This window comes from Collinsella aerofaciens, assembly GCF_039758965.1.
Classification (GTDB): Bacteria; Actinomycetota; Coriobacteriia; order Coriobacteriales; family Coriobacteriaceae; genus Collinsella; species Collinsella aerofaciens_BR.
This window is the reverse complement of sequence record NZ_JBDMSL010000015.1, coordinates 1-19,174: the sequence shown is the minus strand read 5'-3', so window position 1 is coordinate 19,174 and position 19,174 is coordinate 1. Positions and strand designations below refer to the sequence as shown.

Genomic DNA, 19,174 nt, shown 5'->3' with positions numbered 1-19,174 from the left:
ATGTCTGATCGTTTGACGGTCCTGACGTCTAAGAGCGTCTTTACCGGTACGGGGGACCTGCCGTTTGAAGGTTTCGTAGCGGTCCGTGGCAATCGAATTGAGGCTGTTGGCACCAAGTGTGAGGTAGCTTCGTATTTGACCCAGGCGGACGAGGTAGTTGACCTGGGCGACCGTACCGTCATGCCCGGCCTGATCGATGTGCATACCTTCTATACAGGTTGGGCGCTGCGGACGTTGGGGTCTGATCTGTCCGGCATCGCCGATGCCAAAGAGGCTGTGTCGCTCTTGCGTGCATGGAAAGAAGATCATCCGAATTGCGCGGCGGCTTTTGGCCACAACTTACCCGAAACGTTGGCATCGGATGCCGAGAACGCAAATACGGCAGCTGTGCTTGACGATTGTTTTGGAGACATCCCCGTCGTCTGCTTTACACCGGGAGCGGAGACCTGCGTTCTCAACGCTGCCGCCAGTGCGCGATACGGTTTTACGCCCCAGGCGTGCTATGCCGAGAAGATCTGGCGTATGATGAGCGATTTCCTCGCGCTGCCCGAGGTGCGTGCCGGGTATTCGGACTACATGAGCATGCTTAACGAGCGCGGCGTTACCGCCATCAAGGAGATGGCGTTTGATGACTACTACGGCTTTGCCGACGAAATGGCTCGCCGTGAGGAATCTGGTGAGCTGACGGTTCGCGTCTCTATGATGTCGCAGCCGGTGGGTGCCGGTGCAAATCTGGCATATGCCCGCGAGGCGCGAGAGCGCTTCCGGGGACCGTTCGTTCGTTTTTCTGGCTTCAACCGTATGACCGATCGCGGCGTATGGGTGGGGCTTGCCGAAATGATAGACCCCTATGAGGGCACGGCCGATGCGGGCGCTGCCGGCAAGACGGTCGTCGAGGAGCCAGAGTGGGATCTGATTGAGAACGAGCTGCGTGCAATTGATGCTGACGGCTTCCGATATTCCTTGCATTGCCAGGGCGATGGCGCCGTTCGCCGCACCGTGGCGCTCTATGCCTCGCTGCCTCGAGACGAGCATGGACGGATGCTTCGCCGCCATGCGATTACCGATCTCGAGAACTCTGACCCGACCGATCTTGTCGAGTTTGGCAAGTTAGGTGGAATTTGCGAGGTCTATCCGCAGATTCTGACGCTGGACCGGCGCGAGGATTGCCTATCGATGATGCGTCGACAAATTGGCGAGACGCGACTTTTGCACAGCTGGAATCGCCGCGGCATGGAAGATTCCGGATGCACAGTGTGCTGTGGAACGGATTTGCCGCTGCTGATTCCGAGCCTGGGCGAGTCAATCTACAGCGCGTGCGGCGGATACTTCAACGACGGGCTGCCCGTGAATGAGGTCAACACGCTGACGCTTGTCGAGCTCTTGCGCGCTTGGACTGCCGGGGGCGCGTACGATCTGATGCGCGAAGACGAGCTGGGTACGCTCGAGGTCGGCAAACTTGCCGATATCTGCGTGCTCGATCGGGATGTGTTCGACCTCGATTATCGCGACGCACGCGATCTTTCGGTTGATATGACGATGTCGGACGGACAAATCGTGTTCGATCGAAATAAGGAGGCATAAGATGCCTGAATCCAAACCGACGCTGCGCCGCGAGCAGATTGCGGGCATGAATATCCACTACATCATGTGGTCGCTCGATTACTTCCTTGATGTGCAGCAGCGTTTGGGCTTTGAGTCCATTGAGCTGTGGTGTGCAGAGCCGCATGTGACGCTCGACCATACGGGCTACTTTGAGGCTGAGGTCCTGGCGAAAAAGGCTGCAGACCGTGGGCTTAGGTATCGTACTCTGTGCCCCGAGAATGTTGTCTATCCTTGGCAGTACTGCGCACGCAAGCCGCTGCATGAACAGCGCAGCCTGGCGTACTTTAAGCACGGCATTGAGCTTGCCGAGGTACTTGGGTGCGACCGTATGTCCGTCAACTCGGGCTGGGGCGACTGGGACGAGGACCGCGAGGAAGCCTGGAAGCGCAGCCGCGAGCACTTGTCCATTCTGGCGGAGTATGCCGGCGAGCACGGTCTGGTGCTTACGATGGAAAGCCTGCGCCCCGAGGAGAGCAACCTTGTGACGACGGTTTCCGATGCGAAGCGCATGATTGACGAGGTCGCGAGTCCGTACTTACAGCCCATGGTTGATACAACCGCGATGGGCGTTGCAGGCGAGACGCTCGAGGACTGGTTTGCTGCCTTTGGTGATGGGGCAATTCACGAGATGCACTTTATCGACGGTGACCCGTATGGCCATCTGGTGTGGGGCGATGGCAAGCACGATATGGACGCCTTCGTCGCTACGCTCAACGCCCATGGTTTCGACGGCATGCTGGGCCAGGAAATCACGGACGGTCGTTACTACGATGACCCGGCGGCGGCAGATGCCAAGAACATGGCCGCATTCGAGAAATATCTGATTGACTAAAACAACCATCGGCCACGCAACCAACGTCATTGATTGCGGGCCAAACAAGAAAGGAACTGGATATGAACGCACACGATCTGATCAAAGAGGCAATTGCCGAGAAGGGCAAGTTCGACAGCGTCTACTGGATTGCTTGCGGTGGCTCCATGATCGATTTGATCCCGGCTCATGAGCTTCTGCAGCGCGAGGCAACCACCTTCACTTCGTATATCTATACGGCTCGCGAGTTTGATATCATGCGCCCGCGCCGCTTGGGTGAGAAATCCCTGGTCATTGCTTGCAGCCACAGTGGCAACACCCCCGAGGTCGTCGAGGGCTGTGAGATTGCCCTTGCTGCCGGCGCTACGGTGATCGCCCAGACCGACAACGCTGGATCCAAGATTGACTCCGGCAAGTGGACCACGTGGGTCTACCCGTGGGGCGAGGGCGTGCCGCAGGCCGAGGTCCCCGCTGGCATTTCGCTGTCGCTTGCGGCCGAGCTGCTCGATCAGCAGGAGGGCTACGCCGATCTTGCCGATATGTATGCCGGTATTGCCGAGATGGATAAGATTCTTCCCCCGGCACGCGAGAAGGTAAATGCCGAGCTGGGTGATCGCTTTGCCAAGCTTTGCCAGGAGCACGAGTTCTTCTATATTCTGGGCAGCGGTCCCAACTTTAGCCAGACCTACGGTTTCGCTATCTGCTCTCTTATGGAGATGCAGTGGCAGCACTGCAGCTACATCCACTCTGCCGAGTACTTCCATGGCCCCTTCGAGGCTACTCAGGATGGCGTTTTTTACTTCCTGCAGATGGGCTCCAGCGAGTGCCGTGCTATGGACGAGCGCGCCCTGGCGTTCCTTAAGACGCATACCGATACGCTGATGGTGCTCGATGCCAAGGAGTACGGTATGGAAGCCGTGCCGGCGAGCGTCCGTGCCTATCTGGACCCGGTGCTGTTCTACGCCATGAACTGCGAGCTGCGTGCCGCACGCGGCAAGGTGTTTGACCATGATCCCGATTTCCGTCGCTACATGGGCGTCGTCGAGTACTAGAAGGGGCAAAGGCCATGGCATTTAACGTTAACGCGCTCGGATTTGGCGACAACGTCGTCGATCGCTACGAGCATATCCACACCATGTATCCCGGCGGCAATGCGGTGAACTTCGCCGTTTATGCCAAGAAATGCGGTGCCGCACGCTCTGCATACATGGGCATTTTTGGCAATGACGCCGCTGCCGAGCATGTCATTGCAAGCCTCGAGGATGAGGGTATCGAGCTTGACAAGTGCGAGCAGATGATTGGCGAGAACGGAGCGGCTCGCGTGACCGTCGTTGACGGTGACCGTGTCTTCCTTGGCTCCAACGAGGGCGGTATCCGTGGCGATGCGCGCTATGTCCTCGATCGCTTTGACCTTGCGTACATGAAGCAGTTCGATGTGGTTCATTCGGGCAACTACTGCTTTACCGAGCGCGAGCTGCCCAAGTTGAAGGCTGCGGGCGTCACGGTCTCTTTTGACTTTTCGGACGACTCCACCGACGAGTACTACGAGCAGATTGCGCCCTACGTCGATTTCGCTTTCTTTAGTGCGGCGGATGCCGCGAGCGAGGACGAGATTCGCGAGCGTCTGGCATGGGTGAAGGGTCTGGGTCCGCGTTTTGTGTCGGCTACGGCGGGCGCCGAGGGCTGCATTGCTTACGACGGCGAGCGTTATTACCGCCAGCTGGCTAAACCGGTAACGGACATGAAGGACACCATGGGGGCGGGCGACTCGTTCCTCACCTCGTTTTTGATGTGCTATCTCGATTCCGTCAAGCGTGGTGAGGATGGCGCCGAGGCCATCGAGCGCGCGCTCGACTTTGCTGCCGGGTTTGCCTCGACCGTGTGCGGCATGGAAGGTTCTTGGGGCCACGGAGCACCAATCGTCGAATAGCCGAGCGGTCCCGGGGAGGTGCGGGTGCCTCCCCGGGACTCGGTGTGCAAAAAATGCCAAATATGAGTACTGTGACTAATTTAGTCGCAGCAAAATCAACCCCTTCAGATGTGATTTGAGCGTCTGGAGGGGTTTAAGATTTGCGAAAACGCAGGATGAATGACTGTAAAAGCTTTAATTAGCGGACAATCGAGGATTATTCTGGCGGTTGGGAAGTTAAAAGTAATGTATCCATTCCGGTAGCAGTACTCATATTTGGCATTTTTTGCCCACAGGGGTTAGCGAAGGTCAAATACAGAGCGCGCATTTGCTAAAACTGCCGACTCAATGTGCTTAGCGTCACAGTTTTTGAGTGAGGCAATGCGCATCGAGGTCCTTGTGAGCGATCTGATGAGCGACTGTGCGCTTGTTTCTGTGTTTGCCTCCGCCGGCGCATCGGTCTCGAGCAGTAAACGATCGAGTGGGATCTGTCGGGCGTATTCGCGACCGCGCTTGGTGGCGAGCATCCGCTCGTTCACGGAAAAATAACAGCCCGCATTACGCGCGCGGACGAGTTCGTCCGAAGTACCGCTAAACCAGTGGAAGATGATAGCGGGGGAGTCGGGGTTTGGGATGAGTAGTCCATGCGATTCGAGGACGTCCAGTACGGCTCCTGCTGAACGAACGGCGTGAATTGATATCACTCGCCCGGTAAGAGGATGCTGCACGAGTGTATCGCAGAGCCAGTCAAATGCCTGTATTTGTAGCGGCTCACTTAAGGCAAAACGAGCGGAAAAGTCAAGTCCGACTTCGCCGATGTAGCGCTCTTGGGCAGCAAACTCGCAAAGCAGGTTGACTTCGGCGGGACCGCAGCGGCCGTCGGCGAGCCACCAGGGGTGAAGCCCAACGCCGGCGATGATGCTTGGTTGGCGACGGGCGCGCTCGTTTGCGGCCGAAAAGTCGCGTGGGTCGACCCCGCAGTCAAAGAGCCCCAGACCCGACGCCGCCGACTCACTGGCTGCAGCATCGGGGCCGAGCATCAAATCAAGATGACAATGCGTGTCAAAGAATTGCGGTTCCATCGCAGGACATTCTGCTAGTCCAGGCGTTGGCCGTCGGCGCGTACGCGCTCGGTGCCGCGCCCGCTGATCTGGCGGATAACCTCGCCGGCAATCATCTGACCCATGATGGGCGGCATAAAGCTGGCGGTACCCAACTCGGTACGCTCGTGGATGTTGGACGGGTCGCGGGGTTGGGTCTTAACCGATTCCTCGCAGCTAAACAGCACGTGCAGACTCTTGATTCCGCGCTTCTTACATTCTTTGCGCATGATGCGGCTCATGGGGTCACGTACCGTATCGAAAATGTCGGCAAAGCGGAGGCACTCGGGATGGAGCTTGTTGGCCCCGCCCATGGAGCTAACCAAACGAATGTCGTGGTCCTGAGCATATTTGGCAATGGTGAGCTTGGCCGAGATGGTGTCGATGGCGTCGACGACGTAGTCGAGCTTGCCGTCCGTCTGCTCCAAAACGCTCGCGAAGAACTCGTCGATGTTGTCGCTCAGCAGGTATTCGGTGCGTTTGATAACGGTGGCGGTGGGATTGATGTCGTGGATCATGGCTTCCATAACATCGACCTTGCGCTTGTCGATAGTGCTGTGAAAGGCGATAGCCTGGCGATTGATATTGCTGGGCGCGACGATGTCCTTGTCCAGAATGACGAAATGACCAATGCCGCCGCGGGCGAGTGCCTCGCAGCAGTTGGAGCCCACGCCTCCGCAGCCGAGCACCAACACCGTAGCATCGGCGAGCTTATCGAGTGCCTCGCGGCCCATGATGATCTCGAGCTTGGTGTCGCGTGTCTCGACGAGAGCGGCAGCGGTTTCGGTCATAGACATCCTCCGATGGGGAAGCGAATCGTGTTTTAGCTATCGCCATTATAGGTGTTATCGCGATTCCATTTGAGCCCTTGGGCTTGTTGAAATGGGATCGGGGTTCGCATAAGATTGAAGCAGATGGCACCCGTTGCAGCGGGTTGGCCAACTCAAAAACACGTTTGTAGCGTGAGAAGTGGCCGTCTTCGCATTACGCGGAGGCGGCTATTTTTTTGAGTACAAGATTAGATAGTTAGACAAACATCTAAATATCGAGTATAGTGTGCGCGTCATGAGAGATGATGAGAGGAGGTCTTATGCCGGGAGAGGGTTTTAAGGCGCTTGCCGATCCAACGCGACGGCGCATTTTGGAGTTGCTGCGCGAGGGCAATTGCACGGCGGGGGAGCTTGCCGAGCATTTCGATATCAGTAAGCCGTCGCTGAGCCATCACTTGGCGACGCTCAAAAACGCCGGGTTGGTGACCGACGAGCGCCATGGCCAAAACATCGTATACAGCTTAAACACCACCGTCATGCAGGATTTGATTGGCTGGTTTATGGGTTTTACAAACACGGAAGGTGATAAGGATGAATAACGAAAACAAGGGCATTCACCCCACGGGGGTATCGTCGCGCGTGTGGATTGCGCTGGTCGCTCTGTGCGTCGCCAATGTCGTAGCGCACCTCATGGTGATGCCGAGCTTGCCTGCGCAGATTCCCACGCACTGGGGCGCGAACGGCGCCGTCGACGGTTGGGGTCCTAGCTGGATGGCCTCCGCGCTCGGCGTGCTGCCTCTGGCGCTTCTCGCAATGTTCTGCGTGGTGCCGCGCATCGACCCCAAAGGTGAGGCATATCGAACCTCGGGCAAGTTCTACCAGGGCTTCGTAATCGCCTTCACCTTGTTCATGTGCGCCATAAGCTGGCTGGGAGAGCTTACGGTCTGGGGCGTGGTGCCGGCGGTCGGTTCGGTCAACGTGCTGATTTCCGGTGCTGTCGGTCTGCTGTTCATCGGCGTAGGCAACTACTTGCCGCGTGTGAAGCGGAACTATACACTCGGTATCAAGACGCCCTGGGCGCTTGCCGATCCCGAGAACTGGCGCCGTACGCAGCGCTTTGGCGGTGCCTGCTTTATGGTGCTGGGTGTTGGCCTGATTGCGATGGGCGTGGCGGGCAGCGTGCTTTCGAGTGAAGTCGTCGCCGCGGTGATTGCGGTTCTGGCGTTTGGTTTGGTCGGAGCCGTCTACGTCTACTCGTATCTGCTGTGGCGCAAATCGCAGCGAGCCGCTCGTTAAGGTTGCGGAAAACTAGCGTACGCAGTTCATAGTATGTTCCGGGGGACTTTTCCCAGGTAGTATTAGGGGGTATGGGCAACCATGCCCCTTTTTTCGTTAAGTTTCAGAGCTGGTTTTCTCATTTCGTTTCCACTAAAGCGAATCAAGAATAGAGAAACAGCAGGTAGAAAGGATAAAACAGGCAAATGGCAGAGTTCATCTACCAGATGTATCAGGCTCGTAAGGCCCATGGCGACAAGGTAATCCTTGACGACGTGACCCTGAGCTTCTACCCCGGTGCCAAGATCGGCGTTGTGGGTCCCAACGGCATGGGCAAGTCGACCCTGCTCAAGATCATGGCCGGCATCGAGGAGGTCTCCAACGGTGATGCCAGGCTCACCCCCGGCTACACCGTGGGCATCCTGCAGCAGGAGCCGCCGCTCGACGACGACAAGACCGTCATCGAGAACGTGCGCATGGCATTTGGCGACATGATCGCCAAGGTCGATCGCTTCAATAAGATCGGCGAGGAGATGTGCGACCCGGATTGCGACATGGACGTCCTCATGGCCGAGATGGGAAAGCTCCAGGACGAGATTGACGCCGCCGACGGCTGGGATATCGATTCCAAGCTCGGCCAGGCCATGGACGCCCTGCAGCTGCCCGATTCCGACATGCCGGTCAACGTGCTCTCTGGCGGCGAGCGCCGCCGCGTGGCCCTGTGCAAGCTGCTGCTCGAGGCTCCCGACCTGCTGCTGCTCGACGAGCCCACGAACCACCTGGACGCCGAGTCGATCCTTTGGCTCGAGCACTTCCTGCACAACTACCAGGGCGCGGTGCTTGCCGTCACACACGATCGCTACTTCCTGGATAACGTTGCCGAGTGGATCTGCGAGGTCGACCGCGGTCACCTCTATCCCTACAAGGGCAACTACTCCACGTATCTGGAGACCAAGGCCGCCCGTATCGAGGCTCAGGGTAACCGCGATGCCAAGCTCGCCAAGCGCATGGAGGCCGAACTCGAGTGGGTACGCAGCTCGCCCAAGGCTCGCCAGGCAAAGAACAAGGCCCGTCTGGCTCGCTACGAGGAGATGGAGGCCGAGGCCCGCGCAAGCCAGAAGCTCGACTGGACCGATATCCGCATCCCTGTGGGCCCGCGTCTGGGCAACAAGGTGCTCGAGGCCCATCACCTGCACAAGGAGTTCGATGGCCGCGTGCTCATCGATGACCTTTCGTTCACCCTGCCGCGCAACGGCATCGTGGGCGTCATCGGCCCCAACGGTGTCGGTAAGACCACGCTGTTCAAGACGATTGTGGGTCTGGAGCCGCTGACTTCGGGCGAGCTCGAGGTGGGCGAGACCGTCAAGATCTCCTATGTCGATCAGAACCGTTCTGGCATCGACCCCGACAAGAACCTGTGGGAGGTCGTCTCGGATGGCCTGGACCATATGATGGTCGGCGAGACCGAGGTTCCCAGCCGCGCTTATGTGGCGAGCTTTGGCTTTAAGGGTCAGGACCAGCAGAAGCGCGCCGGCGTACTCTCCGGTGGCGAGCGCAACCGTCTGAACCTGGCGCTTACGCTCAAGCAGGGCGGCAACCTGCTGCTCCTCGACGAGCCCACGAACGACCTCGACGTCGAGACGCTGTCCTCGCTCGAAGCGGCGCTGCTCGAGTTCCCGGGCTGCTCGGTGGTCATTAGCCACGACCGTATGTTCCTGGACCGTGTCGCCACGCACATTCTGGCGTGGGAGGGCACCGACGAGAACCCGGGCAACTGGTATTGGTTCGAGGGCAACTTCGAGGCCTATCAGGCCAACCGCATCGAGCGCCTGGGCGAGGACGCAGCACAGCCGCATCGTATTCACCGCAAGCTGACGCGCGACTAGATCGTTACGCGGTTTTCCAAACCGCGTAACTGCTCGACGCTGCGCGGGTCGCAAGCACCCCATCTTGCCGTTCAAGCCGTCGCTCGCGTACCGAAGTACGCGTCGCTCCTCTTTCACGGCAACCTGGGGCACTTGCGGCCCGCTCGCTGTTGGTTACGCAACATCAACAAATAAAAACGGCTCAAATCCTGATTTGGATTTGAGCCGTTTGTCGTTACTGCTCGGGTTCTTCGACTTTATCGATGGCCCAGGTGGATCCGAGACCACCGGTGGTGTTGCGGCGAATGCGCACGGTGACTTCGTGGCGCTCGCCGGCCTGCGTGTAGCGCAGGGGGAAGCTTGCGCGGTTTCGCGCGGCCTCGATGGTACCGCGCTCGCGGGCGATCCAGTAGTACTCGCCGACAATGCCGAGGGTATCGGCGCCGTAGGGGAGATAGGTCGACAGCTGGTGCAGAAGCGGGCCGGGGCAGAAGACCTCGGTTGCGAAATCGATGGGGAAGTCCTCGGGGATGGTCGGTGCTGCGGGTGCGGGGGTTGGGGCCGCTGCGGGTGCCGAAGCCGGTGCCGGTGCGGGAATTTGGCCGCAAGCAGAGGTGGGCACGGATTCGATGACGGGTGCGGGCTCCGGCGTCGCTTCCGGCTTGATCGTGGAATCTGCGGGCTCCACGGTGACGGGCGCGTCTGCAGCTGCGGTTTCAACCTCAACCTGCGTCGCGTCCTCGTTCTCGACGCTCGACTTTGCTTCGATGGGCGTGGATGCCATGGTGGTGATGCCGGCGTTGGCGTTCTCGGGGTCATAGACGACCGTGAGCGAGATGGCGGGCTGCGGCGTCTCGGGCTCCGGTGTCGACTCGGTAGCGTCTTGATCTGCGGGCTTGTCGGACTGATCGTTCTCGGCCTCGTCGCCAAAGACATCGCTGTTTTGGAACGCAGACGGCTCGGGTTGGTCAGCGGCTTCTTCGGTTGTCGACTTGGGCGCTTCGTTGAGCTCCACAGTGGCTTCCTGCTCGGATATGACTTCGGAATCGGTCGTGGCGGCGATTTCGGTTTCGGCTTCTGCCGTTACCTCAATAGCAACTTCGATCTCTGTCTCGGGCTCGGGTTCCGGCGCGGCTTCAACCATGGCTTCGGGCTCGGGACGCTTAACGTGCTTGGGGCGCACGGCCTTGAGGTCCTTCTCACCGCGCTTTTTCTTTTTGTAGGACTGCTTGGCGCCCTTGGCGGTCTTGGGCTTGTCCTCGCCCTTGGCAAGCGCAGCATCCCAGGCCTCGTTGGCGATGACCGTGGCATACAGGCGGCCACCTTTAAAGACGGTCAGCTTAATGCAGTCGTCGAGCTCCTCGAGCAGCTCGCGCGTGGACTCGAAGCCCAGGTCATAAGCGGTCATGTCGCCAGCGGCGAGCGCCTCCTCGACCTGCGTCATAAACGTTTGCTTGCCACATCCAATCGCATCGCGCAGCAGGCGATACAGATAGATGTGGTTGCCCAGCGAAAGCGTGGGCCTAACTATTGTCTTGCTCATGGCAAATCTCCTCTTTACACATGTAAAGCATCTTACCATCGCATGGCGTTCGCCATGGCGGCGCCCAAGGCAAACGGGCGCGAACCGCTTTCGATTCGCGCCCGTTGTACAGGTCGGTTATCTATGAGAGGCAAACGTGCTTAGTTGCCCGATGCCGTGCCTTGGCTCGAGTTGTCAGATGCCGTGCCGGAAGCGGTTCCGCTCGAGCTGTTGGTGTTGTTACTGTCTGCCGTTCCCGTTCCCGACGTGGTGTCGCTCGTCTGGCCTCCCGTGTTCGGCTGTGAACCGTCAGTCGTTTGGCTTGAGTCGGTCGTGCCGGACGGCGTGCCACTGTTGGCCGTAGAGGAATCGGTGCCCTGCGATTGGTTTTGGGTGTTCGAGGACGAATTGGCAGAGGTAGGACTGTCTTGCGTGTCGTCCGTCTGTGCCTGCTGATCCTGCGGCTGAGTGTTGCCATTTGCATCGCTCTCGGTCGTGCGCGACGACAGGATTGGCTCGGGACGCTCGCCCAGACCCTCACCGGCAGTGGTGATAAGGATGGCGCCGGCGCAGGCGATGACCGCGACGATGGCGATGGCGATCGAGAAGACGATGACCTTCTTTTGTGTCTGGCTGCGCTCTGCCGCCGCCTTGGCGCGCAGGCTGTTGGGGGCGACGCGCGCCGTGGTCGCGCGTCCCGCAACCTGGCGCATCTCCTGCGTGGTCGCGGCGCCACCTAGGTGCTCCTCGACATCGGGCTCAACGGGCTCGTAGGCGCCGGCAGGGTAGTCGACAGCGGCATGCGTGCCCTTGATTGCTTCGGCGCTGGCGGAGATAAAGTGGCGATAGACCTGCGAGGACACAACAGTGATGACTGAGCTCACAGCGGCACCAATCACCGAGCCGGCAATGCCGATCTTTGAAGCAAGCGCCACGCTCGTGGCGGCAGCTGCGGCGCCGGCGATGATCTGGGGAATGGAAATGTCGTCGAACAGGCCCTTTTTGGGCGCGATGGCCATGGTCTGTCCAATGGAATGGTTCTCGTGTACGCCGTTGTTGAGCGATGCCGGCGTCATGACGCGCGTGCGCGGCGCGTCGGTGTACTTGGTTGTCATACGGGGTCCTCCCGGTGTAAATCTGCTTCGTTTCGTGCAGCCATCAGGGTACCCACCAGATGTGAATCGTACGTGACATTTAACAGATACCATCAACTCATCAATTGCTCACCAAGTTGGTGGGATGCGGTTCCACCCGGCGGTTGAACTACAATAGGACTTGCTAATTGTTGTGAATGGCGTCTACGCACGGGAGCATTCTTATGAATCTTCACCTTTCTCAGTCTGATGGCTTTTTGCGTGTGGCGGCGGCGTCGCCGCAGATTCGCGTGGCCGATGTCGAGGGCAATGCCGAGGTTGCGCTGGCGGCTGTTCGCGATGCTGCCGGGCGTGGCGTTCGCGCGTTGGTGTTGCCCGAGCTTAATCTGACTGGCTATACCGCGGCCGATCTGTTCCATAATCGCACACTGCTGCATGCCTGCGAGGCTGCTCTGGTGCATATCCTCGATGAAACCCGTGAGCTGCCGATCGTCTTTACCATCGGTCTTCCCGTTGCGGTTGCCGAGAATATCTACAACTGTGCCGCCGTGTGCTGCGCGGGCGAGCTTTTGGGCCTCACGGCCAAGAAGTATCTGCCCAACTATGGCGAGTTCTATGAGCGTCGCTGGTTTGCTCCGTCGCCTGCGGATCCCGTGTGGGTTGAATTTGCCGGTCAGGGTCCGGTTCCGCTGGGTTCGGGGCTTGTCTACCGCTGCTGTGATGAGGGTGCCGAGGATATGGTGCTGGGCGTTGAAGTCTGCGAGGACCTGTGGGTGCCGGCGCCCCCTTCGACCGAGATGGCGCTTGCCGGTGCGACGGTGATTCTCAACCCGTCGGCCTCGGACGAGATTATCGGTAAGGCAGATTACCGCCGCAGCCTTATCTCCAATCAGAGCGCGCGCCTGTACTGCGCCTATGCCTACGCGGACGCGAGCGAGGGCGAGTCCACGACCGACATGGTCTTTGCGGGTGAGAACCTCGTCTACGAAAACGGCTCCAAGCTCGCCGCGACCAAACTGCTTACCTGCGATATGACCATCGCCGACGTTGACCTTGACCGCCTGGTTGCCGAGCGCCGTCGCTCGACGACGTGGACGCGCACCGACGATGCGCCGGAATCCGCGACCGTTGAGTTTTCGTTTGAGGGCGTACTGGCCGAAGAACCTGTCCTGCGCGATGCGCTCGACATCGACCGAGTCTTCCCCCGCGCTCCCTTTGTGCCGGCCGACCACGGTGATCTGGCTGAGCGTTGCGAGACTATCCTCGACCTGCAGACCGCCGGCCTCAAGACCCGCCTTGCCCATACGGGCACCAAGGCGGCCGTCATCGGCCTTTCGGGCGGCCTCGATTCCACGCTGGCGCTCCTCGTGACCGTGCGTGCGTTCGACGCCTTGGGCCTGCCGCGCACCGGTATCACGGCCGTGTCCATGCCCGGCTTTGGCACGACGCACCGCACCAAGTCCAATGCCGAGTCGCTCGCTCGCGACCTAGGCGTGAGCTTCCGCGAGGTTTCGATCCATGCGGCTGTGGAGCAGCACTTCAAGGACATTGAGCATGATCCGGCCGTGCAGGACGTGACCTACGAGAACAGCCAGGCGCGCGAGCGTACGCAGATTCTGATGGATCTGGCCAACCAGGCTGGCGGTTTTGTCATTGGCACGGGCGACCTGTCGGAGCTGGCGCTCGGCTGGGCTACCTATAACGGCGACCACATGAGCATGTACGCCGTCAACGCGAGCGTGCCCAAGACGCTTGTGCGCCATCTGGTACGCTATGCCGCCGATGTCTTTGGCGGGCGCATTGCCGAGGTCTTGCTCGATATCCTCGATACGCCGGTGTCCCCCGAGCTTCTGCCGCCCACGGGCGACGGCGAGATTGCGCAGAAGACCGAGGATTTGGTGGGCCCGTACGAGTTGCACGACTACTTCCTCTACTACCTGCTGCGTTTTGGCTTTGAGCCGGGCAAGATCTACCGCATGGCGCTCAAGAGCTTCGAGGGCGTCTACGACGCCAAGACCGTCTACACGTGGCTACGTACGTTCTACCGTCGCTTCTTTGCCCAGCAGTTTAAGCGCAGCTGCCTGCCCGATGGTCCCAAGGTGGGCTCGGTGACGCTCAGCCCGCGCGGCGATTGGCGTATGCCGAGTGACGCTAGCTCGCGTCTGTGGCTTGCGCAGATCGACGCGCTCAATCCAGTTGACTAAGGTTGGCTAAATTGAACCAATACGGGGGTTGCAAGCGTTACACTTTTGCAATCTGATGGCCCGTATCGCGCGGCGCTCTTGTCGGAGCGCCGCGTTTTTCATATCGAAAGGTGGCACCATGCAGGCATCGCAGCGTCTCGACCGCTTTGGCGCGGAGGTCTTCGCCTCGCTCAACAACAAGCTTCTCGCGCTGAAGGCTCAGGGCAAGACCATTTACAACATGAGCGTGGGCACGCCCGATTTTAAGCCGTACGACCATGTGGTCGAGGCGCTCACGCAGGCAGCCCAAGATCCTGAGATGTGGAAGTATGCCCTGCGCGACCTGCCCGAACTCAAGCAAGCCGTGTGCGATTACTATGAGCGCCGCTTTGGCGTTTCGGGCATTACGCCGTCTATGGTGCAGTCGTGCAACGGCACGCAGGAGGGCGTGGGCCATTTGGGCCTGGCCCTGCTCGATCCGGGTGACACCATTCTGGTTCCCGATCCGTGTTACCCGGTCTTTGAGGCGGGTGCCAAGATCGCCGATGCCAAGCTCGAGTACTATCCGTTGGTTGCCGAGCACAATTACCTGCCCTATGTGGCGGGCATCGATCCCGAGGTGGCCGATCGCGCCAAGTATATGATCGTGTCGCTGCCCGCGAACCCGGTCGGCTCGGTGGGCACGCCCGAGATCTACGAGGAGATCATCACTTTCGCCCGCGAGCACGACCTGCTCATCGTTCACGACAACGCATACTCCGACATCGTGTTCGACGGCGAGCCGGGCGGCAGCTTCTTGCAGTATCCCGGCGCGCTCGAGGTGGGCGTTGAGTTCTTCTCGCTCTCCAAGTCGTTTAACGTCACCGGTGCGCGTATCGGCTTTTTGGTCGGTCGCGAGGATGTGGTCTCGGCCTTCGCCAAGCTGCGCGGCCAGATCGACTTCGGTATGTTCTTCCCGATTCAGAAGGCTGCCATCGCCTGCCTGAACGGTCCGCGCGATGAGGTCGAGGCGCAGCGTCTGAAGTACCAGGAGCGCCGCGATGCCCTGTGCGACGGTCTTGAGGGCCTGGGCTGGGAGCGTCCCAACGCGCATGGCTCTATGTTTGTGTGGGCCAAGCTTCCCGGTGGTCGCACCGATTCCATGGCGTTTTGCGAGGAGCTTATGGAGAAGGCCGGCGTTGTGGTGACGCCGGGCGCGAGCTTTGGCCCTTCGGGCGAGGGACACGTGCGTATGGCACTGGTCCTGCCGCCCGATCAGATCGCTTTGGCTGTCGAGGCCATTCGCGAGGCGGGCCTGTATTAGAAAGCTATTTCGACTCGTCAATAGCTCGAAACCGATTTCGTGCAGTTATTTTACGAATACTGCAAACAATTTCGGTAAACGGTCGATTTTTGGCTGCGAATAGGAGCATAATCAAAGTCCCGATTGGATGTATTGGGATTACGACAAGCCGCTCTGGTCGTTCCCGGGCGGCTTGTTTGTGGAGAGAGATGGGAGTTTCTAATGGTTAACGAGAAGAAGGTCGCTATTGTCGGCTGCGGTTTCGTCGGTTCGTCTTCGGCGTTCGCACTGATGCAGAGTGGTCTGTTCTCCGAGATGGTCCTCATCGACGTGGACAAGAACCGTGCCGAGGGTGAGGCCCTGGATATCGCGCACGGCATGACGTTTGCCGAGCCGATGAAGATCTACGCCGGCGATTATTCCGATGTCGCCGACGCCGCCATGATCGTCGTCACCGCTGGCGCTGCCCAGAAGCCCGGTGAGACCCGCCTGGACCTGGTCAACAAGAACGTCAGCATCTTCAAGTCCATTATTCCCGAGATTAAGAAGTCCGGCTTCGACGGCATTCTGCTAATCGTCTCCAACCCGGTCGATGTTCTGACCTACGCCGCCATCAAGATGTCCGGCCTGCCCGAGGGCCACGTCATCGGTTCCGGCACCGTGCTCGACACCGGCCGCCTGCAGCAGATGCTTGGTGCCCACGTCGAGGTTGACCCGCGCGATGTCCAGGCCTATGTCATGGGCGAGCACGGTGACTCCGAGTTTGTCGCTTGGTCCAGCGCTCAGGTTGCCGGCGTTCCGCTGAACACCTTCTGTGAGCTTCACGGCCACCTGGAGCATGAGGCTGCCGAGAAGCGCATCGCTGAGGACGTCAAGAACTCCGCCTACACCATCATCGAGAAGAAGCACGCCACCTACTATGGCGTCGCCATGGCCGTCAAGCGCATCTGCACCGCCGTTATGCGCGATGAGCAGACCGTTCTGCCTGTCTCCTCGCTCATGGTGGGCGAGTATGGCCTGTCCGATCTTGCCATCTCCATGCCGACCGTCGTTGGCCGCGACGGCGTTGTCTGCCGCGTCCCCGTGCCGCTGAACGATGACGAGCAGCATGAGCTCACCGTCTCCGCCAAGGCCCTCAAGGACATCATCGACAGCGTCGATTTCTCCTGCTAAATCAAGCTCGCTAGAGCGAAAGGCTACAATGAAGGCGTCCGGGTCCACACGGCCCGGGCGCCTTTTGGTGCAAAGTAACCTGACCCCAATGCACCCCCAATACACCATAGTTGATGGGAGGGCCATGTCGGATTCGCCTAATTTTTTGACCTATGCTCAGACGGCGTTTGATCCGTTTGAGGAGCGGCCGTTCTGCGCGGTGGACAGCCTGGTCTTTGCGTGGTTGTCCTATTTGCGTTTGCCGGGTGATATGGCGGAGCTGACGAACTGGCAGGGCCTAGGCGTACGCGAGCTGCTGCGTGCCGAGTGCTATCGGGACATGATTGACGACTTGTGGGACCCAGAGGGGAGCAGGGCCTTGTTGGAGGCCGTGGCAGCAAATCCCAGATACCGCGGCGTGCACGTTTGCGGCTATCGTGCCGTGAGCGATGTGGTGGCGACGGAGCAGTTTGCAGCCATGGCGTTCCGGTTTCCGGCGGGGTTTAGCTATCTTTCCTTCCGGGGGACCGACAGCACGATTGTGGGCTGGAAAGAGGACTTTAACATGGCGTTCCGGTGTCCTGTGCCGGCCCAGGAATCCGCGGCGCGTTATGTGGACGAGGCGGCGGATGCGATCGACGGGCCGCTTTTGTGCGGAGGTCATTCCAAGGGTGGAAACCTTGCGGTGTACGGTGCGGCGATGTGCTCCGATGTTGCCCGTGAACGAATCGAACGGGCGTATTCCCATGATGGTCCAGGGTTCGTCGAGGAGTTTCTGAGCGGCAACGCCTTTGCCGATCTTTCCGGTCGAATCGACAAGACGCTACCTCGGTCGTCGATCTTCGGCATGATGTTCGAGACACAAGAGGACTATGCCATCGTTGAGAGCACCGAGTTCAGCCTGCTGCAGCACAATCCCTTTAGCTGGGTGGTTGATGGTTGCGACTTCGTATACTGTGAGCGCCTGTCCGCCGGTGCTCGATACGTTGATGGCTCCATTCGCGAGATGCTGCTTGCAGTGTCACCTAGCGAGCGCGAGCGTTTTGTAGATGCGTTGTTCTCCGTGTTTGAGGCTACGGGTGCTGAGCGGTTTGCGGATATCGCTGGGAATCTGCGCGAGAGCCTGCCCGTGATGCTCCAGGCTGCGCAAGGCTTTGACAAGGATACGCGACGCTTTGTCTCGCAGACTATCGTGGCGATCCTTAAATGCGCGCTGTTGCCCAAACGACCCCAGATCGACGTGCCCGCTGCCGGCAAGAGCTTGGCAGAACAGCTCGAGGCTTGGCAGTCCGAGCTCCTGCGCTAACCATTGGTGCAAAGCAACCTGTCCCCGATGCACCAATCTTCGATGCGCCTGGGGCGGGCTCGACCGCTATACTGGTTCGTGCCGAAATCGATCTAGAACGGAATGCCGTATATGAAAATCAATCACGCGATTCTGCATATCCTGGACTTTGACTCTGCCGTCAACGTCATGAGCCAGCGCGAGCTCGATATCGAGAGTCGTACCGTGCGCAATTTCGTAACCACGCATCTGCGCCGCGCACGCACCTCGGCCGACAATAAACGTGCCACGTTTGCCGAGAACTCTGCGTTTGGCGGCGAGCTCAAGGGCTATTTCTTTGGCGAGCGCGAGTTCGTGGACCTGTCGCAGCAGATTGCGGAGTTTATCTCCTCCGAGCTCACCAAAGCCGAGAAAGCCGAGTCCACCGACGTGCTTGTGGCGGACTTTGACGACGATGAGGATGCCCGCTGGTTTGCCGTGATGCTGCTGGGCTCCAAGCAGGCTTTTATGCACGAAGTGGGCCGCGAGGAGGGGGAGGTGCGCAACGACATCGCGCGCCACTACGCCATTCTGCCGAACCCCTCGCAAAAGGTGCTGAGCTATGCCATCGTGCGCGCGAGCACCATGGAGATCGGCTATGTGGACAAGAAGCGCAAGATCGCCGGCGAGGACTGCATGCTTATCCCCGATGGTTTGTTGCAGTGTGACACGGGCGTATCGGGCAAGGAGGTCATCGACACCGTGACACGTGTGGTCGAGGAAGTCGCCGAGGAGCACGGTGCCAACACGGCTGTAGCGCTCGCTAAGGTTAAGGCTGCCGTTGCCGAGAAGGTCGAGGATGACGAGGAGCTGCCGCCTTGGGATATCGTCGATGAGGTCTTTGAGGACGAGCCGGTCATCAAGGAGAGCGTGCGTGCGGCGCTGACCGAAGAGAAGGTGCCCGAGCGTGTGCCCGTCGAGCGCAAGCAGGTCGAACGCGCGGCGGTGCGCAATCATAAGATCCGTACCGACACGGGTATCGAAATCAGCTTCCCGGCCGAGATGGGTTCGAACTCCGAGTACATCGAGTTCGTCAACGAACCCAACGGCCTCATCTCTATCGAGCTCAAGAACATCGGAAGTATTGAGAATCGATAAACTGCGCTTGGACGTTGCAGAAAAACAAAGGCCGAAGCCCTTCGGGACTTCGGTCTTTTTTGTTTTCGGCTTGGTTGCTGACATTGCGCCGCAGGTTGGGCATACGCCAGACACTATGACCCAATCCGAGGGCACTAAAAAGATAGGAGCCCCCGCTCGTGACCGCGGGTCGGGGCTGCGACAA

General features: G+C 59.5%; 16 protein-coding genes. 12 read left to right on the top strand and 4 right to left on the bottom strand.

Annotated elements, in window-relative coordinates; genetic code table 11:
• From ABHU32_RS06080 to ABHU32_RS06065, 4 genes are all read left to right on the top strand, one after another.
• Entirely contained in the window at positions 1 to 1,584 is a 1,584-nt protein-coding gene (locus ABHU32_RS06080; RefSeq protein WP_346979385.1) for an amidohydrolase, read from the top strand.
• A 1-nt stretch (position 1,585) separates the two neighbouring features.
• The gene (locus ABHU32_RS06075; RefSeq protein ID WP_117840177.1) at positions 1,586 to 2,437 is read left to right on the top strand and encodes a sugar phosphate isomerase/epimerase family protein; all 852 of its coding nucleotides are present in this window, start codon (positions 1,586 to 1,588) and stop codon (positions 2,435 to 2,437) included.
• 62 nt (positions 2,438 to 2,499) lie between these two features.
• Complete coding sequence (locus ABHU32_RS06070; protein ID WP_022094440.1) at positions 2,500 to 3,468, top strand: SIS domain-containing protein; 969 nt, start codon at positions 2,500 to 2,502, stop codon at positions 3,466 to 3,468.
• A 14-nt stretch (positions 3,469 to 3,482) separates the two neighbouring features.
• Positions 3,483 to 4,346, top strand: a complete 864-nt coding sequence (locus ABHU32_RS06065) for a PfkB family carbohydrate kinase (RefSeq protein ID WP_161194581.1) — start codon at positions 3,483 to 3,485, stop codon at positions 4,344 to 4,346.
• Positions 4,347 to 4,624: 278 nt separating this feature from the next.
• Here ABHU32_RS06065 and ABHU32_RS06060 read toward each other — a convergent pair whose 3' ends face one another.
• Both ABHU32_RS06060 and ABHU32_RS06055 read right to left on the bottom strand, forming a co-directional pair.
• Positions 4,625 to 5,407: a TatD family hydrolase gene (locus tag ABHU32_RS06060; protein ID WP_346979384.1), complete on the bottom strand. Its 783-nt coding sequence runs from the start codon at positions 5,405 to 5,407 to the stop codon at positions 4,625 to 4,627.
• Positions 5,408 to 5,421: 14 nt separating this feature from the next.
• Complete coding sequence (locus ABHU32_RS06055; protein ID WP_346979383.1) at positions 5,422 to 6,216, bottom strand: tRNA threonylcarbamoyladenosine dehydratase; 795 nt, start codon at positions 6,214 to 6,216, stop codon at positions 5,422 to 5,424.
• Between the two features lie 299 nt (positions 6,217 to 6,515).
• Here ABHU32_RS06055 and ABHU32_RS06050 point away from each other — a divergent pair, with 299 nt between their 5' ends.
• The 3 genes from ABHU32_RS06050 to ettA all read left to right on the top strand — a co-directional run bounded on the left by ABHU32_RS06050 (position 6,516) and on the right by ettA (position 9,356).
• Positions 6,516 to 6,794: an autorepressor SdpR family transcription factor gene (locus tag ABHU32_RS06050; protein ID WP_022094448.1), complete on the top strand. Its 279-nt coding sequence runs from the start codon at positions 6,516 to 6,518 to the stop codon at positions 6,792 to 6,794.
• Positions 6,787 to 7,491, top strand: coding sequence for an SdpI family protein (locus ABHU32_RS06045; RefSeq protein WP_346979382.1), 705 nt, complete (start codon positions 6,787 to 6,789; stop codon positions 7,489 to 7,491). The genes ABHU32_RS06050 and ABHU32_RS06045 overlap by 8 nt, the downstream gene beginning before the upstream one ends.
• 185 nt (positions 7,492 to 7,676) lie before the next feature.
• Positions 7,677 to 9,356, top strand: a complete 1,680-nt coding sequence (gene ettA / locus ABHU32_RS06040; RefSeq protein ID WP_117820704.1) for an energy-dependent translational throttle protein EttA — start codon at positions 7,677 to 7,679, stop codon at positions 9,354 to 9,356.
• 214 nt (positions 9,357 to 9,570) lie between these two features.
• Here ettA and ABHU32_RS06035 read toward each other — a convergent pair whose 3' ends face one another.
• Both ABHU32_RS06035 and ABHU32_RS06030 read right to left on the bottom strand, forming a co-directional pair.
• Entirely contained in the window at positions 9,571 to 10,878 is a 1,308-nt protein-coding gene (locus tag ABHU32_RS06035) for a hypothetical protein (protein ID WP_346979381.1), read from the bottom strand.
• Between the two features lie 140 nt (positions 10,879 to 11,018).
• Positions 11,019 to 11,972 (bottom strand): hypothetical protein, encoded by a 954-nt coding sequence (locus tag ABHU32_RS06030; RefSeq protein WP_260699863.1) that lies wholly within the window; start codon positions 11,970 to 11,972, stop codon positions 11,019 to 11,021.
• Positions 11,973 to 12,175: 203 nt separating this feature from the next.
• Between ABHU32_RS06030 and ABHU32_RS06025 the strand changes: the two genes are divergently transcribed.
• The 5 genes from ABHU32_RS06025 (at position 12,176) to ABHU32_RS06005 (ending at position 18,990) form a co-directional block, all read left to right on the top strand.
• Positions 12,176 to 14,155: an NAD(+) synthase gene (locus tag ABHU32_RS06025; RefSeq protein ID WP_346979380.1), complete on the top strand. Its 1,980-nt coding sequence runs from the start codon at positions 12,176 to 12,178 to the stop codon at positions 14,153 to 14,155.
• A 118-nt stretch (positions 14,156 to 14,273) separates the two neighbouring features.
• A complete protein-coding gene (locus tag ABHU32_RS06020) occupies positions 14,274 to 15,437 on the top strand; it encodes a pyridoxal phosphate-dependent aminotransferase (RefSeq protein WP_215673820.1) in 1,164 nt (387 codons plus the stop codon).
• A gap of 201 nt (positions 15,438 to 15,638) precedes the next feature.
• Positions 15,639 to 16,589, top strand: a complete 951-nt coding sequence (locus ABHU32_RS06015; RefSeq protein ID WP_022094138.1) for an L-lactate dehydrogenase — start codon at positions 15,639 to 15,641, stop codon at positions 16,587 to 16,589.
• Positions 16,590 to 16,713: 124 nt separating this feature from the next.
• Positions 16,714 to 17,874, top strand: a complete 1,161-nt coding sequence (locus tag ABHU32_RS06010; RefSeq protein WP_346979379.1) for an Mbeg1-like protein — start codon at positions 16,714 to 16,716, stop codon at positions 17,872 to 17,874.
• A 111-nt stretch (positions 17,875 to 17,985) separates the two neighbouring features.
• Positions 17,986 to 18,990, top strand: a complete 1,005-nt coding sequence (locus ABHU32_RS06005; RefSeq protein ID WP_346979378.1) for a nucleoid-associated protein — start codon at positions 17,986 to 17,988, stop codon at positions 18,988 to 18,990.
• The last annotated feature ends 184 nt before the right edge of the window (positions 18,991 to 19,174 follow it).

Coding starts and splice junctions, on each gene's coding strand:
- ABHU32_RS06080 (WP_346979385.1), top strand. CDS start 1: ATGTCTGATCGTTTGACGGTCCTGACGTCTAAGAGCGTCTTTACCGGT.
- ABHU32_RS06075 (WP_117840177.1), top strand. CDS start 1,586: ATGCCTGAATCCAAACCGACGCTGCGCCGCGAGCAGATTGCGGGCATG.
- ABHU32_RS06070 (WP_022094440.1), top strand. CDS start 2,500: ATGAACGCACACGATCTGATCAAAGAGGCAATTGCCGAGAAGGGCAAG.
- ABHU32_RS06065 (WP_161194581.1), top strand. CDS start 3,483: ATGGCATTTAACGTTAACGCGCTCGGATTTGGCGACAACGTCGTCGAT.
- ABHU32_RS06060 (WP_346979384.1), bottom strand. CDS start 5,407: ATGGAACCGCAATTCTTTGACACGCATTGTCATCTTGATTTGATGCTC.
- ABHU32_RS06055 (WP_346979383.1), bottom strand. CDS start 6,216: ATGACCGAAACCGCTGCCGCTCTCGTCGAGACACGCGACACCAAGCTC.
- ABHU32_RS06050 (WP_022094448.1), top strand. CDS start 6,516: ATGCCGGGAGAGGGTTTTAAGGCGCTTGCCGATCCAACGCGACGGCGC.
- ABHU32_RS06045 (WP_346979382.1), top strand. CDS start 6,787: ATGAATAACGAAAACAAGGGCATTCACCCCACGGGGGTATCGTCGCGC.
- ettA (WP_117820704.1), top strand. CDS start 7,677: ATGGCAGAGTTCATCTACCAGATGTATCAGGCTCGTAAGGCCCATGGC.
- ABHU32_RS06035 (WP_346979381.1), bottom strand. CDS start 10,878: ATGAGCAAGACAATAGTTAGGCCCACGCTTTCGCTGGGCAACCACATC.
- ABHU32_RS06030 (WP_260699863.1), bottom strand. CDS start 11,972: ATGACAACCAAGTACACCGACGCGCCGCGCACGCGCGTCATGACGCCG.
- ABHU32_RS06025 (WP_346979380.1), top strand. CDS start 12,176: ATGAATCTTCACCTTTCTCAGTCTGATGGCTTTTTGCGTGTGGCGGCG.
- ABHU32_RS06020 (WP_215673820.1), top strand. CDS start 14,274: ATGCAGGCATCGCAGCGTCTCGACCGCTTTGGCGCGGAGGTCTTCGCC.
- ABHU32_RS06015 (WP_022094138.1), top strand. CDS start 15,639: ATGGTTAACGAGAAGAAGGTCGCTATTGTCGGCTGCGGTTTCGTCGGT.
- ABHU32_RS06010 (WP_346979379.1), top strand. CDS start 16,714: ATGTCGGATTCGCCTAATTTTTTGACCTATGCTCAGACGGCGTTTGAT.
- ABHU32_RS06005 (WP_346979378.1), top strand. CDS start 17,986: ATGAAAATCAATCACGCGATTCTGCATATCCTGGACTTTGACTCTGCC.